The sequence below is a fragment of the Rhizobium sp. 16-488-2b genome, from assembly GCF_017741815.1.
Taxonomy (GTDB): domain Bacteria; phylum Pseudomonadota; class Alphaproteobacteria; order Rhizobiales; family Rhizobiaceae; genus Rhizobium.
Genome location: NZ_JAGHMF010000020.1, coordinates 26,336 through 41,359, shown reverse-complemented (window position 1 = coordinate 41,359; position 15,024 = coordinate 26,336). Strand labels below are relative to the sequence as shown.

Annotated in this window: 19 protein-coding genes; 16 read left to right on the top strand and 3 right to left on the bottom strand. The window is 60.1% G+C overall.

The window, feature by feature from the left end:
- Window positions 1-7 precede the first annotated feature (7 nt).
- From J5286_RS17635 to J5286_RS17610, 6 genes are all read left to right on the top strand, one after another.
- Entirely contained in the window at window positions 8-2,269 is a 2,262-nt protein-coding gene (locus tag J5286_RS17635) for a hypothetical protein (protein ID WP_209191504.1), read from the top strand.
- Window positions 2,270-2,276: 7 nt separating this feature from the next.
- The gene (locus tag J5286_RS17630) at window positions 2,277-2,444 is read left to right on the top strand and encodes a hypothetical protein (protein WP_209191503.1); all 168 of its coding nucleotides are present in this window, start codon (window positions 2,277-2,279) and stop codon (window positions 2,442-2,444) included.
- Window positions 2,428-3,870, top strand: coding sequence for a hypothetical protein (locus J5286_RS17625; protein WP_209191502.1), 1,443 nt, complete (start codon window positions 2,428-2,430; stop codon window positions 3,868-3,870). Before J5286_RS17630 ends, J5286_RS17625 begins: the two co-directional genes overlap by 17 nt.
- An 11-nt stretch (window positions 3,871-3,881) precedes the next feature.
- Entirely contained in the window at window positions 3,882-4,421 is a 540-nt protein-coding gene (locus J5286_RS17620; RefSeq protein WP_209191501.1) for a DUF4376 domain-containing protein, read from the top strand.
- A gap of 105 nt (window positions 4,422-4,526) precedes the next feature.
- Window positions 4,527-5,756, top strand: coding sequence for a phage tail sheath protein (locus J5286_RS17615; RefSeq protein ID WP_209191500.1), 1,230 nt, complete (start codon window positions 4,527-4,529; stop codon window positions 5,754-5,756).
- Between the two features lie 24 nt (window positions 5,757-5,780).
- Window positions 5,781-6,305, top strand: coding sequence for a phage major tail tube protein (locus J5286_RS17610; protein ID WP_209191499.1), 525 nt, complete (start codon window positions 5,781-5,783; stop codon window positions 6,303-6,305).
- 6 nt (window positions 6,306-6,311) lie between these two features.
- On the opposite strand, the gene J5286_RS17605 is transcribed toward J5286_RS17610, so the two are convergent.
- The gene (locus J5286_RS17605) at window positions 6,312-6,626 is read right to left on the bottom strand and encodes a hypothetical protein (protein WP_209191498.1); all 315 of its coding nucleotides are present in this window, start codon (window positions 6,624-6,626) and stop codon (window positions 6,312-6,314) included.
- A 62-nt stretch (window positions 6,627-6,688) separates the two neighbouring features.
- On the opposite strand from J5286_RS17605, the gene J5286_RS17600 reads away from it, so the two are divergent.
- The 9 genes from J5286_RS17600 (at window position 6,689) to J5286_RS17560 (ending at window position 13,311) form a co-directional block, all read left to right on the top strand.
- The gene (locus J5286_RS17600) at window positions 6,689-6,964 is read left to right on the top strand and encodes a phage tail assembly protein (RefSeq protein ID WP_209191497.1); all 276 of its coding nucleotides are present in this window, start codon (window positions 6,689-6,691) and stop codon (window positions 6,962-6,964) included.
- A gap of 124 nt (window positions 6,965-7,088) precedes the next feature.
- Entirely contained in the window at window positions 7,089-9,266 is a 2,178-nt protein-coding gene (locus tag J5286_RS17595; RefSeq protein WP_209191496.1) for a phage tail tape measure protein, read from the top strand.
- Window positions 9,266-9,700 carry a phage tail protein gene (locus J5286_RS17590; RefSeq protein ID WP_209191495.1) on the top strand — a complete coding sequence of 145 codons (435 nt, stop codon included), beginning with the start codon at window positions 9,266-9,268 and terminating at the stop codon, window positions 9,698-9,700. The genes J5286_RS17595 and J5286_RS17590 overlap by 1 nt, the downstream gene beginning before the upstream one ends.
- A 2-nt stretch (window positions 9,701-9,702) precedes the next feature.
- The gene (locus J5286_RS17585) at window positions 9,703-9,930 is read left to right on the top strand and encodes a tail protein X (protein WP_209191652.1); all 228 of its coding nucleotides are present in this window, start codon (window positions 9,703-9,705) and stop codon (window positions 9,928-9,930) included.
- Window positions 9,931-9,932: 2 nt separating this feature from the next.
- Entirely contained in the window at window positions 9,933-11,114 is a 1,182-nt protein-coding gene (locus J5286_RS17580; protein ID WP_209191494.1) for a phage late control D family protein, read from the top strand.
- A gap of 26 nt (window positions 11,115-11,140) precedes the next feature.
- On the top strand, window positions 11,141-12,112 hold the full coding sequence (locus J5286_RS17575) for a glycoside hydrolase family 19 protein (protein ID WP_209191493.1): 972 nt from the start codon (window positions 11,141-11,143) through the stop codon (window positions 12,110-12,112).
- A gap of 1 nt (window position 12,113) precedes the next feature.
- Window positions 12,114-12,389 carry a hypothetical protein gene (locus J5286_RS17570; RefSeq protein WP_209191492.1) on the top strand — a complete coding sequence of 92 codons (276 nt, stop codon included), beginning with the start codon at window positions 12,114-12,116 and terminating at the stop codon, window positions 12,387-12,389.
- A 138-nt stretch (window positions 12,390-12,527) separates the two neighbouring features.
- Window positions 12,528-12,983, top strand: a complete 456-nt coding sequence (locus J5286_RS17565) for a hypothetical protein (RefSeq protein ID WP_209191491.1) — start codon at window positions 12,528-12,530, stop codon at window positions 12,981-12,983.
- A complete protein-coding gene (locus J5286_RS17560) occupies window positions 12,967-13,311 on the top strand; it encodes a hypothetical protein (protein ID WP_209191490.1) in 345 nt (114 codons plus the stop codon). Before J5286_RS17565 ends, J5286_RS17560 begins: the two co-directional genes overlap by 17 nt.
- A 16-nt stretch (window positions 13,312-13,327) precedes the next feature.
- Here the strand turns inward: J5286_RS17560 and J5286_RS17555 are convergent, their stop codons facing one another.
- Window positions 13,328-13,546, bottom strand: a complete 219-nt coding sequence (locus J5286_RS17555; RefSeq protein ID WP_209191489.1) for a hypothetical protein — start codon at window positions 13,544-13,546, stop codon at window positions 13,328-13,330.
- A 602-nt stretch (window positions 13,547-14,148) separates the two neighbouring features.
- Window positions 14,149-14,652: an Arc family DNA-binding protein gene (locus J5286_RS31250; protein ID WP_245206228.1), complete on the bottom strand. Its 504-nt coding sequence runs from the start codon at window positions 14,650-14,652 to the stop codon at window positions 14,149-14,151.
- A 29-nt stretch (window positions 14,653-14,681) separates the two neighbouring features.
- Between J5286_RS31250 and J5286_RS17545 the strand changes: the two genes are divergently transcribed.
- The gene (locus tag J5286_RS17545; protein ID WP_209191488.1) at window positions 14,682-14,990 is read left to right on the top strand and encodes a hypothetical protein; all 309 of its coding nucleotides are present in this window, start codon (window positions 14,682-14,684) and stop codon (window positions 14,988-14,990) included.
- The last annotated feature ends 34 nt before the right edge of the window (window positions 14,991-15,024 follow it).

The window sequence follows — 15,024 nt, the reverse complement described above, 5'->3', positions numbered from 1 at the left end:
AGCTGCCATGAAGCGCACATTATTCTCTGAGGCCGAAATTGCCGACCACGCCGATTTTCAGGCGATCGGGGAGCATTCTCAAGAAGCGACCGACGGTCTCTGGCTCGATGCCATTGGCTACCCCGCGCACTGGGCCGCTTTCACTGTCTCGAAGCAATCCGCCCAGGTGGTGACGGTGTCAGCCGGCCGCTACGTCAACGGCCAGATCGTCTATGAGCAGGCGGAGCCGACAAACCTCAACCTGCAGCTCCTTATCCCCGTCGCGGCTTCCGATCAGCGCTGGGTCGCGGTCCTGCTGCGTGGCGAGGAAATCGAAGAGACGGAAAACCGTCCCTTCGAAGCTTCGGAAGATCCCGAGGTGAGCGAGATCGTCAACCGCACGACGCCGAAGACGGTAAAGCGCATCGTCAAGCTCATCACCCAGAGCGGCGAGGCCAACCCGGTGCCGGTCAAGCCGGTGGTCGCATCGACGGACGCTTGCATCGCCTATGTTCTGTTGAAGTCGACGGGCGTCGACACAATCGAGCCGGGCAACGAAAGCCGCGTCAAGACACTCTATGAAGTCGAGGGTCGTGTCGCGGCGATCGAGGTCGACCTCGACAGCCTGTTTCTGCGCACCGAGACGATCGAAACCCAGATCGTCAACATCTGGGGCAAGCTGACGGAAATCCCGCGCCCGGAAATCATCCGCCAGATGCAGCGCGATATCGGCGCCGTTCGTCTCAAGGGTGATCTTCCCGACGAGGCGCGAGCCTATGCCTATGATGACGCGCTCGTGCCGGATCGCTGGGATAACACGCACGTCGACTGGCTCGCTCGTATCGAGGAGGGCGTCCGCTTCGGCTTTGCGGCAACCGCACAGGCCCGGCTTGAAGTGCAGGCGGAAGATGATCCGAAGATCGCGTTTCGCGGACGGCGCATGGTGCCGGCGTTCGACGAGGTGACGCGTATTGCGAACACGTCGTTGGATGCATCGCTGAACATCTCGCAGCTCGTGCACCTAGAGACGACGCTTATCCGCAAGGAGGCCTCCCGTGTGCGTGTGACCTACGGCCCGACACAGGCCGCGTGTGAGAACGCGGCCGGCTGGTCCGTTCTCGGTGGGGATGCTCGTGTCGGCCAGATCTTCACGATCAACGGCGAGCAATTCGAGGTCGTAGCGACCTACGGCGGCAAGAAAGGCCACAAGGTCTACGGTGTTCGTCAGATCCGCTATGAGGCCTATATCGAGCCGTATTGGGAGTATGTGACCGAAGAAGTCGGCGTGAACGGATCCGTTTATGCGCAGACCTTCCTTGTTGCGCAGCCGATGCAGTTGACCAGCCTCGACCTGTCGTTCGCGCGTGTCGGCTCAGACGGCGACGTTCATGTCTTCATCGTGGAAACCACGACGGCGGGGACGCCGAAGTTCGACGCGATGCTCGCCCAGGGCGTCCTGCCGCGTGCCAACCTGGTCACGGGCTGGAATAAATGCGTCCTGCCGATCACGCTCTTGGAGAGTGGTAAACGCTATGCCTTCGTCACCGTGACGACGGGTGCGCATTCACTCCACACGTCAGGAGCGAACAAGTACACGGGTGGCTCGCAGTTCATCACCACCGATGGTGCGTTCGCCCAGGGCTCCACCGAGATCGATTTCTGCTTCAGGCTGAATGGCGCCCGCTATCGCAGCCCGCGCACGGTCATTGCGATGCATGCCCTCAATCTTGCCGATGGCATGACGCAGATCGATTTTGTTTTCGCCGGATGGATTCCCGGTGGCTGCGAACTCGGCTGGGAGATCCGGCCGGCGGGAACGGACACCTGGATTGAACTCGACGACGGTGACCCTGCGGAGAACCCTCTGGTCGGGCTCCCTGCCACCGTCGAGCTGCGCATGGTGATGCTCGGCACTACTGACCTGCAGCCGATGATCCAGCTTGATGACAAGGCGGTTTCGCAGGTGGCGCGCAATCGCGGCAACATGGTCGCGGTTAGCAAGCTGGTGGCGTTCGGCCTGTCGACGACATCGATCGTGACCCAGTACACGCTCGATAACTACGACGCCACCCGGCACACCTTCGCGCCGTCGATCATGGTCGGCGCCGCCGTGGTCAACCCCACGACCACGCAGATGACCATCGATCCGCAGAACCCGAACCGCCGGACCTATGTGTCCACCTACGCGCTCGGCGCTGCGGCGACCGGTGCTCGTATGCGCCTGGCCGCAAACACCAACAATATCGTCACTGTGCCTTTCGTGCAGGACGTCTTCATCGCAGCACTGTGAGGGTGACATGGAAATCGATCCGGACAAAACCTACACCGTCAAGCTGGCCCGGCTCGTCCGGGTCGGCGCCTTCACCTACAAGCCCCTGAATGAAATCGAGATGACGGGCGCTCTCCTCGCTCGCATCGTCGAGCAGGAAGGGGAGGAGGCGATCGACGATGCCAGACCGCTCTGACAACTACCAGCTTCTGTCCTGGCCGAAGACGAAGATCGACCGGGAAATCTGGAATTCTGTGCTTGGCGATATCGCCGCACGCCTCACGGCTCGCGAGGAACTGGAGGCAAGTTTCGAGGCGCTGATCGAGCAGGGGACGCAGGCCTCTCTCGATTATGTGCAGGCGACGATCGCGCCTCAGCTTGAGAACCTTCAAGATGAGATCGAGGAAGCGCGCGCCCAGATCGAGGAGATTATCGGCAGCGGGACGGCTCCCAACTCCGCAAAACTCGGAGGACAGCTGCCTGCTTACTATGCTCCGGTCGCTTACGTGGATGGATGGGCAGCGGACGTGGCGACGGCCCTTGGTTTAAAGGCCGACCAGCTAACCACCTACACCAAGTTAGAGGTGAACAATCTCGTTGGATCTCGCCTTGCTCTTTCGGGCGGTACTATGTCCGGCGATATCAACCTGGCTGGTAACAAGCTGGCGGGAGTTGCGAGCATCAACGGCGGTCCCATGTCGGGTGCCCGCAATAAGATCATCAACGGTGGTTTCAGCATATGCCAGCGGCTGGCAGCTCCAGCAACAGGTCAGGTGATCAATGCGGGCTCGTCTGTCTACGTTTTGGACCGCTGGTTGATCACCAACAATACGAACCAGCCGGTAACGATCAGCCAGCAGTTGCAGACTATCGGACAGGTGCTGTCTCCCGGTAATCCGAAGTTCAAACTTCGGGCCGCATTTGCGACCGCGCCGACGAGTGGGACGCTGCGGATAGCGCAGCGGATCGAAGGCGTGGAAACTCTTGCTGCTGCCGTCGCTTCAGCTCGTGGACATTTCACAGGGCCTGCAGGAAACGAGACGCTGGCGTGCGAACTCGTTCAGAATTTCGGCACAGGGGGGGCGCCATCCGGCGCCGTCACGACCGCGTCTGCCTCGCTTGACGTTACCACGATCTATAGCGCGGCTTCTCAGGTCAGGCGGGCGCTCTTCAACGTACCTTCGGTCGCGGCGAAGACGCTGGGATCGAACGGCAACGACTACCTGGAACTGGCGTGGGTGCTAACCCCCAGGCAAACCGGTAACTACGAGCTATCCGTGATGTCGTTCGTCGAGGGCGACAGCCGAGCGGAGGCCGATCCGTTCGGTCAGCGCCCATTGCAGCAGGAAATTGCCATTTGCCAGCGTTACTACTACCGCAACAACGCCATGCACTTCACTACATACCAAATTGGCGGTAGCGCCACGGGCATGTACTACACATTCCCCGTGCGTATGCGTGCGGTACCGACCTTCGGGGCCATCGGCATCATCACTTCGGTCAACGCCTCTGGATATAGCCCTAGCGTGCTTACGCAGCTGGGGGCAGAGATCAGAACGTCGGCAGTAGCTAGCGGCCCTGTGGTGGTGGGAGCTGACAACTCCTTCGATGCTGAGCTTTAAGGGATGCGATCATGACAATTCAGTCCGCTCAATATACTCCAGATGGCAATATCTCCGCCGTCATAGATGAAGCTCAGATGATCGTCCCTGACGATTTTGGCAACAGGCACAGACAGATGATTGCCGATTGGGAGCTAAGCGGGAATGTAATTTCCCCTTTCGCCCCACCGGTTGCAACCAAGGCTGCGGTGGATGTAGAACGGGACCGCCGCATCGTTGACGGTTTCACCTTCGAAGACGTTTTCTACCAGACGCGAGCGGAGGACCGCGAGAACATCGCTGGTGCAAAGTCCGCTGCAACGGATGCAATCGCGCTAGGCGCACTGCCCGGGGACTTTAGCTGGCGCAAGCTTCTCGACCCAAACGGTCCAGAGACGTTCGCGTGGATTGCTGCTGACAACAGCATTCACCCGATGGATGCGCAAACTGTTGTCCGCTTCGGATACGCGGCTTTGGCGCATAAGGAAGCTCATATCTTCGCTGCTCGTCAGATCAAGAACCTGTCACCGATCCCCGCCGATTACGCGACCAACGCGTCCTACTGGCCCTAACCGATCACATTCGTGAGATCTGTTGTCCGCCCCACACCGGGGCGGGCAAACCTGTGCCCTGATCAGCCCTTGGGCAAGGCTTTCCCATTTTCATAGGAGCCACAGATGTCCGATCCAGTGTTCGGCATGACCTTTTCGCGCCCAGATGACGAGCCCGTGCCGGCGCTTGGTGCGGACTTTTCCAAGGGCCTGTTTGTCGAGGCATCCACCGACGCCGACGCTACCGCCTTTCCGATCGGCCAGCCGGTGCGTATTTCGACGGCCGATGCCGGGATGCTTGCGAAGCTCGGTACCGGCCCGCTTCGCGATGCGGTCAACGCCGTCAATTCGCAGCTCAATGGCCTGAATGCCGGTGCCGACGTGACTATCTATCGCGTCGCTGAGGGTGCCAACGGCGCTGCCACTGCTGCCAACATCGCGACCGCGCTTGCGCCGACGAACATCGCGAGCATTCCTTCTGCGGTCAACGCCACGCCTCGTCTCGTCTGGGCCGGGCGCGGTGCGTACCGTGTCGACATGGACACGGCGGGTCCGGTGGCTGCAGCGCTTCACGCGGCTTGTGAACGGCTGCTCGCGGTGTCGGTGATTGATGTCGACGACACGTCGGCGGCCAACGCGATCGACGCGCGCGAAACCTTGAACTCCGAGCGCATCATGCCGATCGGTGTCGCGGCTCGCGTCTACAGCGGCTCCAACCTGGTGACCAAGCCGATGGGCCCGCGCATCATCGGTCTTTTCCAGCGGGTTGATTCCGAGAACGGCGGCAAGCCTTTCGAGCCGATCGCCAACCGCGCTGTTTACGGCATTGCCGGCCTCTCGCGGCAGATCCCGTTCTCGCTGCTGGATGGATCGACCGAAGGCCAGCAGATGCTGGAGAGCGAGGTCTCGATCGTCGCGGCCGGCGAAAGCGGGGTCGACGGCTCGATCGCGGACGGCGGTTTCGTCTTCATCGGGACCGACAATACCACCACGGGCGAACTCTGGAAGCAGATCCACCAGGTTCGCGGCGCCGACTATCTCACCGTGAAGATGATGGAAATCACTCGTCAGTTCCTCGGTCCGAAGATCTCGGCGGCGCGGGTCGAAGCGTGGATCAACAGCCTGAAGTTCATGCTGCGCGACCACAAGGGCAACGACGATATCCTCGGATATGAGGTGAAGTTCGATGCCAACAAGAACAGCCCCGAGGAGATCCGGCTAGGTCACCTTCTGGTCAACCTCGGGATCGAGCCGGCGCCCTCCTTCAAGCTCGCCCGTCACGAGGTTCGGCGTTATCGCCCGGCGGTGGAAGGCCTTGTCGCCGACATCATCGCCCGTCTCAGCACCGTCAACTAAGCCAGATCGGAAGGATCGTCGAAAATGGCACAGCTACCTCTCTACCTGCTTTCCGCCGTCGATGTTCGCCGCGTATCGGCTCCCGACACGGTGCGCGGCATCACCATCGCCTCGCTTACCCTGCCGGGCATAACCTTCGCCACGGGTGAGCATAACCCGGGCGGCGGCGTGATGGCGGTGAACTTCTCGCTCCCTCGCATCGAGGCGCCGGAGCCGGCGTTCTCGGCCAAGGGCATCGATACCAACATCTTTACCGGTCTTGGCGAAACGGATCGCTGGGTGTTTGCCGGCAGCTATCTGAGGCGCGGCCCTGGTGGTGGTGCTGCGGTACCGGGGCGCGCCATCATCGAAGGCGTGATCAATGCCTGGGAGCCTGACGAAAGCGACCCGGCTGAGTTTCAGGGGTGCACGCATACCTTCGCGGAAGTCACCCACTACGAGTTCCATCTCGACGGTGTCGAGCTGTTCTACATCGATTTCTGGGAACGTGTCCTGCGGGTCGGTGGAGTAGATCGGTTCGCGTCTCACCGGTCTGCGCTTGGCGCTTAGCAGGGCCTAAGCCTGGCTCGTCCAGAATATGAAAGTCTGGACGGCCAGCAATCCAGCGTAAGCGCCTAGCACGGTCGTTGTGATCTGGATTGGCTTCATGCGGAGCGCTCCGCAGGTCGCGATCATTGCGACCGCTACTGCTGCAAGTGCGAGAATGTGGTTGGTCGATCCGGCCGTCATGAAGATCGCCCCGACTATGACAAGCGACGCCGCGGTGGTCAGCGCGCCCTTCCAAAACTCGCTTTTGACAATCCTCGCTCCGATGGCGCCGCCGACAACTGTAAAAAGAAACAATGCGGCGATCTGATCTGTGTCCTGCACCGGAGCCTCGTGTGAATGCTGAATCTTTCGGCAATCTAGTATGCAACCCAAAGGAAAAGTAAATGGATAACATCAGCGTCACACTGCTCTCGCCCGTTACCGTGGATGAGGTGACCATTGACAGCCTGACGTTCCGTGAGGCGGAAGTCGGCGACCTGATCGAAGCGGCCGATTGCAAAAACGAGATCGAACGCATGGCCGTGATGATGGCCAGCGTCACAGGCGTTTCCCTTCCGGTGATCAAGAAACTGAAGGCTCGCGACCTCAAGAACATCATGAGCAAGGTCGGAAATCTCTTGGGAAACGACACCAAGACGGGATCGACTGGAACGGCATAGCGATCTTCGTCGCGCATTGGACCAATACACCGCTCGACATGGTCTGGCGGTGGCGACCGAAGCGTTTGCTGACGGTCTTTGAACGCACCCAAAAAATGTTCGGAAAGCCCAAAGGGACCAGATCATGACCACTCATGAGAGCCGGCTGAGAATTACGTTGCTTGATCAGGTGACGAGCCGGGCACGCAGCATCTCCTCCGCTCTCGGTGGCATCGAAAAGCAGGCCTCGTCTTTCACGGCTCCATTCCGTTCGTTGACGGCGCAGCTCCTGGCTTTCGGTGGCGCCTATCTTGGCATTTCCGAAGGGGTGAAGGCCACAGCGGGCGCCGCGATCGGCTTCGAAAGCGCGTTTGCCGATGTCCGCAAGGTGGTCGATGCCAACGAAGAGCAGTTCGAAAACCTGCGTCGCACCATCCGCAAGATGTCGACCGAGGTTCCTCTTGCGGCAGACGATATTGCCGCGCTCTTCGCAGCGGCGGGCGAGTCCGGTGTCGCGACGAATGACCTCAAGGCGTTCTCGGAAATGGCGTCGCGCGTTGGTATCGCGTTCGACATGTCAGCAGGTGAGGCCGGCGAAAGTCTCGCGAAGCTGAAGACGCAGCTCGGATTGAGCGTTTCCGAAACCGGCGACATGGCCGATGCGATCAATCACCTGTCGAACAACATGGCTTCGAAGGCCAAGGATATCACCAACTATATGCTGCGTGTCGGCGCGCTCGCCGAAATGGGTGGTTTCACCAAAGAGCAGATCGCCGGGATCGGTAGCGCTATGATCGCGGCCGGCGCTGAGGCTGAGACCGCCGGCACGGCCATGCAGAACGTGGTCAAGGCCCTGACCAAGGGTGATTCCGCGAAGAAGGGTCAGCGGGATGTAGCCGAGGCCTTGGGTCTGGATCTCCCGCAGATTGCCAAGGAGATGCAGAAGGACGCACCGAAGGCGATGCGCAAGGTTTTGCGCGCCATCGCCAAGGCTCCGAAGGATCGGCATATTGCCTTGCTTTCCGATTTCTTCGGGGATGAGGCGAAGGCGTTCGCTCCGCTGATCGGCAATATGGGATTGCTCGACCAGGCGCTGGACAGTGTCAGCGACAAGGCGAAGTATTCCGGCTCTGCATTCAAGGAGTTTGTGGAGCGCTCCAATACCACGGCGAATGCGCTGCAGCTCTTGCGTAACAAGGTCTCCAACGTCTTCTGGGCGATGGGTGACGAGATGCTGCCGACGATCAAGGAGGCGGTGTCAGGCATCGGTTACGTCATCGACACCCTTGATTCTCGCGTCTCGGTTTTCGACGAGATCAAAACCGGCATTCAGGGTTTCGCGCAAGGTCTCGGGTATGCCGGTATCCGTGATGTGATCGAGGATCTAGGCGACCTTCTGGTTGGTAAGATCGATCCGAACGCTGGTGACCGGCTTGGGCGGATCTTTGTGCAGGCTAAGGAGTGGGGTGCTTCGATCCGCGAACTGAATGCCGCGATCAAGGATAACCCGATCGCGCAGTTTCTGGCTGATCTGGCGCCATACGGCCTGCAGATCGCATTGTGGGCGGCGGGTATCGGCTTTCTGGCCGGAACCATTCGCAGCCTCGCGAGCGCCCTGATGCTTCTGAGTGGCGCTTCGGCGATCATCGGCGCGCTGAAAACCGTAGGCTCGATCGCGGACATCGTATCGGGAGGAACGTTTCCGAAGGGGGGCGGTAAACCCGGCAAGGTCGGTGGTGCAACGTCGCCTGCGGGTGACGGTGCCGCCGCTGCAGGCGTTGCCAGCATCTGGACGTGGATGAAAGGGCTCTCGATCGCGGGCGCTCCGGCCCTTATGTCGGAAGCAATGTCGTTCACGCCGGGCGATACGTTTGACGAGCAGGTCAAAAATCAGAGGCAATATCGCGAGGATCTCCAGCGTCTGTTTGGCGTCGATCCTCTCGGACTGAAGCGCAACCAAGCCGCAGATCCGGGCGTCTCCTCGTCGATGGCCATAGATGCTGCGAGGGGCGCGCGTGCTGCTGGGATTGGTGGCAGCACCACCGAGACGCTTCCGGGAAAGACTGCCGACGATCTGGGGATCGCGAAGCCCATCGCCCTCGATGCCGCCAGCATCGACCAAATTAGCCAGCCTCGCGGCACGCAGGATGTCAACGTGACGAACCCTCGGCCCGCGCCGAACGTCAACATCAATCTGACGATCCCCGTTCATGGGGTGACCAATCCGGAAGAGTTGGCGAACAAGGTATCGAGCCTCGTTGGTCAGCAGCTCCGAGACCAGGTCGCAGGGATCTATGCCGACACGGGATATGGAGTAGCCTGATGCTTTACTCGATCGGTGCGCTGACGCTGGACACGCGCCCCTTCAGCGTCGACGAAATGCAGCGCTCGACATCGGCGGACTTCGCCGACAAGCCAGTCATGGGCGGAATGATCGCCCGTGAATTCATGGGAGAGGGTGAGGAAAAGATTACCCTCTCCGGTCAGCTTCTGCCGTTCAAGACGGGAGGCTTGACCGAGCTGGAGATGGCGCACGGCTTTCGGAGATCCGGCCAGAAGCTTCCGGTCCTTCGTGGCGATGGTGCCCGCCTCGGCTGGTACGTCATCGACACGATCACCGAAAACCATACGGATCTCATGCGGGACGGCGTCGGCTTCTTCGTTAAGCACTCGATCTCGCTGACAAAGGTCAGCCCGGACGGTGCTTCGCCCGGGATCATCGTCACCATCCTGTCGCTCTTTGGAATGTTGGAGTGATCATGCCGCAGACTTTCAAAATGCGCCGCGAAGGCATGACCGTCGATCTCCTCCTGCATCAGGCCTATGGCGTCGAGGGGCGCTCTCTGATTCCGGAGACTTTGGCGAAAAACCCGGGATTGTCCGAACTGGGGACATTTTTGCCACTCGGCACGGTGCTCACAATTCCCGATAAGCCGGCGGCCGATGCCTTCGTCTACAAACCCGTCATGTCGATTTTCGGGAACTGATCATGGCGAGCATATTCGATAATTGGATAGTGCAATGGAAAGTCTTCGTCGACGGCGAAGACCTGACGATGGCAATGCGTCCTGTCCTCACCAAGATCACCGTTTCGGATAAGGATGGCTCTGCGAGCGACACCTGCAGTCTGGATTTCGACGATTCGCTCGGACAGGTGAAGTTGCCGCCCGAGGGCGCCAGCGTGAAGGTGTTCCTGCAGGGGACGCAGGTGTTTTCCGGCAAGGTGGACAGTGTCCGCTCCAACGGATCTCGGGGAGGCGGCAGGACGCTCTCCGTTGGCGCCAAGGGCTTCGATGCCAAGGGCAAGGCGAAGGAACCCCAGTCGCACCATATGGACGACGCCACCCTGCAGGATTTCCTCGGCAAGGCGGCGAAGAATGCGGGCTTGGAATCGATCGTCATCGACCCAGCCTTCGCCGCTGTCCATCGTGACTATTGGTCTGCCGCAGCGGAGAGTTTCCTGCACCTCGGTCAGAAGATCGCTCGCGAGGTCGGCGGGACGTTCAAGATCCGCGGTGATCAAGCGGTCCTGGCGAAGCGAGGGCAGGGGCTGAGCGCGACGGGTCAGCCGATGCCGACTGTCGTGGGCAGGGTGGGCTCGGGCCTCGAAGCCGGAAACGTCATCAACTGGAGTATCTCGCCGGTCACCGGACGTGGAAAATTCTCGAAGTCGAAGGTACGTTATTTCGACCGTCCATCGGCCAAGTTCAAGGAACTTGAGGTGGAGACCGGCGTGGAAGCCGACGCCACCGACGAGGTCCGCACGACCGTTGCCGACGAAGACCAGGCCAAGACCGTCGCCGAGGGCCGCAAGACCGAAACCGAGCGCGAGGGCGGGCAGGGCAATGTTACGCTCGACCTCGAAGTGTCGGCCCAGGCGGAGGGGACCTTCGTTCTCGTCGGGGCCCGTCCTGGTATCGATGGGACCTACCGGATCTCAGGTGTAACCCACCAGGCGGACCGATCCGGTGGCGCGACGACGTCGCTCGATATCAAGCAGCCGAGCGAGGGGGCCGGCAAGGACAAGCGGAAATCCGGCGACGGAAAGTCCGGAGCGGGCGACAGCTCCTCCGGCGATGCAGCGGCCGGCAGCAAGCCGGCCGCTGCGGCGACGAGCAACGAGACGTACGAAGGCTATAACAGGCGCTTCGGGCGCACTGACGAAAACTAATCACCTATCCTTTGGAGACACTACCGATGACCGTATCCGTTACGGCTCAGCAGATCCGTGCGTCTGCTCGTGGGCCTGTAAATGAAAGCAACATGAACTCGGTGCTGGTGGCGCTTGATCGCTACGGCGCCGACATGGGGATGGACCGGGTCCACCGCGTCGTGCAGTTCCTTGCGCAGCTCATGCACGAAAGCGGCAACTTCCGTTATGATCGCGAGATCTGGGGTCCGACGCCCGCCCAGCAGCGCTATGACACGCGCACGGATCTCGGCAATACGCCGCAGATCGACGGCGACGGCAAGAAATACATGGGGCGAACCGGTATCCAGCTCACCGGCCAGGGGAACTACAAAGCCTTTCATTATTGGTGTGACGAGAAGGGTTACCATCCCCCCGATTTCGTTCGCAATCCAGATCTGGTCAACACCGACCCGTGGGAGGGACTGGCGCCGCTCTGGTATTGGGAAAACCGGGCGCTCAATCGTCTCGCCGATCAGGGTGACATCGAGACGATCACGAAGAAAATCAACGGCGGCATCAACGGGCTCGCCGATCGCATCGATCATTACGTTCGCCTGTCGCTCGTCGTGCTCGGCTATGCGCCGGACGCGGTCAAGCAATTCCAGTTGAACGCGGGGCTGGCGACCGACGGTGACCCGGGACCGAAGACGCGCGCGGCTCTCCACACGGCGTTATTGGCGCTATCCGGTGCGTCGACGAAGATGGCTGCGTTTCAGGCGGCGCCCGTCGTCGAGGAGCGACAGGTGGTGCCTGCGGCGATCGAGGCGCAGGTAAAGAAGAAGTTCAACTTTCTAGGTTGGATTTCCGGTCTGCTTACCGGTGGCGGCGGATTGAGCATCGCCGCCCTCGGTGGCTTCGACTGGAAGGCGCTGGCCGTGTTGCTGATCGCGTTGCCGCTTTTCATCGCCGTGGGGATATACGCCCGCCAGCAGATCATCGCGGCGATCCGCGACATCCGCGCCGCTGTGGAGAATTGACGTGGGCGCCCTCGTCGCAGCGGTTTGGGCAAGTGTGCCGGCGCGCCTGAAAATCGCCGCGATCGGCATGCTTGCCGTCGGCGCCGTCTATAGCCTTGGTCTCTGGCATGGTGCCAGTCGGACGCAGGATGCTCTCAAGATGGCCGCCATCAAAGAGGCGACCAGCCGAATTTCTAACATGGAGAATAGCAATGCGGATTTTCGGCGGAAGTCGCCTCGCGATCGTTGTCTTGTCATCATGCGTGACAGCGGGTTGCCAGACAGTGGATGCGATTAATGGCAGCGGGTATCAAATGACGCGGTTCTCCGATCCGGTCGCAGCACGCGCTGCGTCGGAAGATCCCACCGCCGGGCCGGCGATCGCGTCGAACAACGAGCAGTGCCGCAAGGATGCGGCCTGCCGGAAATGACGCCCATGCCGGACACACCTTATGTCGGACCTGGTATTTGGATTCGCATCCAGCATCGTTTTGGACCCCGTATGATGGAATGGTTCCTCGCCGGGCACACTGTCCTGTGGGGCGCCGTCCTTCTCTGGTCCGATGATCTCTTCTCTCAGCCTGCCTGGGGTGGCTTTCGCCAGTTGTTCGGAGATGCCGGCCCCTTAGGATGGGTGATGGTGCTGCTGGGTGTCCTGAGGGTCGGTGGCCTCATCGTCAACGGTGCAAGGAAATATGTGACCCCCGCCGTTCGGCAGTTCTCGGCGGGGGTCGGCTTCTTTATCTGGTCGGGCATTACATACGGATACGCATCTTCTGGCGTCGTCTCGACGTGGCTCGCAATCTATCCACTGTTCGCCTTGGGCGAGCTTGTGAACATCAACAGGGCCGCGCACGACCAGGGAGAGGCACGGAATGGAAAATCTGGATAAGCTGCCCCTGCCGCTTCTGGTCGCGATGGGTGTGGGCATGGCGGTGATATGGAGCGTCCGTCACATGGGGCTCTTGTCGGGCGAGCGTTCGACGGCAGCAGCTAGATCCTCCACCGCACAGGTTGCGGCGGTCATTGTCGATCACACGGCCTTGGTAAATGCGACCACCGCGGTCGACAAGCTCACGCATGAGTTGGAGGCGCAACGGGTTCTCGCGAAGGACAACGCCCACATGATATGTCGACGGGTCGAGGCTCTTTGCGACGAGGTCGAGGGCCTTACGGGCGTCCTGGACAAGATGATCTTGGAGCTAGCTCGCAAGCACTAGCCAGAGATCTTCCGGCCTATACGTCGTCTTCTGTGTCACCTGCTTGCGTAGGGTCGTACTTATGAAAGGTGATGGCTTTTTTGAAATGCTGGAGCTTTTCTCCATCAGTGGATCGGCCCTGCCATGCAAGGCCGATCTTGCAGGCTTCTATCCCTACCAGGTAGGAAATGGCCATTATCTCCTCGTCTGTTCGCGAAAGCTCGTGGGGGAGAAGCCAGACATATTGATCGTCCATAATTCATTTCCTTTCGGCCCAGCCGAACCGGTCAGCGCGACATATTCCCCACTATTAGTTGGGCGCCTTTGTGACCGCATTTGCATCTCATGAACGATGCAAGTCTCCCCAACGTCAAATCCTTCCCGTGCTTTCGCTCGATGTCCCAACGCGATATCGGCTTGCGTCTTTTGCATTCCGGACACAGGGCGAAAAGCTGGTGATACTGCTGCAGCTCGCCAAGCGTTCTGAGGTGGTCAGGCTTGTTAGGATTTGTCCTTATGCCAAGGGCATCCTCGCCACTCTTTTCGTATCGAAGATAGCACTTGTCATTGAAAGGGGCGTTTGGGCCTCGATCGCAACCCAACTCGGCGGCTAATCCGTGCAGCAGGCTCGGCATAGGTTGATCGGGAAACCGGGCCAGCAAGTCATCGCCGAGCGAGGAACCGCGTTTCTCGCACTTCCCGCACCAGTAGTCTATTTGAAGGCCGCGAAACTCGCAAAGCCAATAGGCGCCGTTTTTTGGCATGCGTCATCCTTCCTCAAAAAGGTGGTGATGCCGCATGATTTGAAAAGGTGCCCGCCCAGCACTGACGAACAAATGGATCGGAACGTGAGAGCCGTCAAGCCTTGCGTCTTGCAGAGCGCGCGTTTCGATCGATCACCCGGCGCTTCACACGCTCAAGGTCTCCGATGATCTGCAGAAGATCTTCGTCATCCGGGTCGATATCAGTCACTGCAAATGTGTCGGCAAGTCGGGCGATAATCTCTGCCGTCATGGATCTGTCGTTTGCGCGCGCGGCCGCCGCGACGCGCTTCTTCAGTTCTTCAGGTATTCGTAACCTAAAATGTAAGTCTTCAACCGCCATGCCGCAGCGATGCCACAAACGACGATTGACCGATATGCCACCACGATGCCACAGATTAGTTATGCATATCGCCGGTTGCGTGTAGTTAATGAATAGCTGCTCTTTGGCGAGTGTGCTGGGGGCGCACATGAGCGAGGAGGCCGGGATAGCATCGCCCTGGTCTGGCCTCTTCGGAAAAGGACGTAGTTTTAGGGAATGTGGAAATGCAATGCGATGCAAACCGCACCGGTCATGATGCCGGCGCGACTGGATCTCCATGCCATTTGCGCCGGGGGATTGTTACTGGATTGGCCGCTCTGGCTGCAACGGGTGTGGCGGGACAGGCGAGGGCAGAGGGACCTCATGACGAGACGCTGCTCTATCTCAAGGCCAGATTCTTCGCTCTCGCCGCCGCAATGTCGGCGGCGGCGGAAGTCGATAAGTCGCCGCTTTATCAGCGAATGGTCGAGTTGGCGGCGGCAATGTCTGTGATACCTGGCGGAATGGCCGGTGCCACAGCGAAGAGCGATGTTGCCAATTGGTCGACGATGGACGCAGGTTGTGTCGTTCGCCTGCCGGCCGTCATGACTTGGGCGCTGCGCCGTTCTCCGGATTGATCATTTCGCCCTGTCCCGTTTCCAAGCGGGGCAG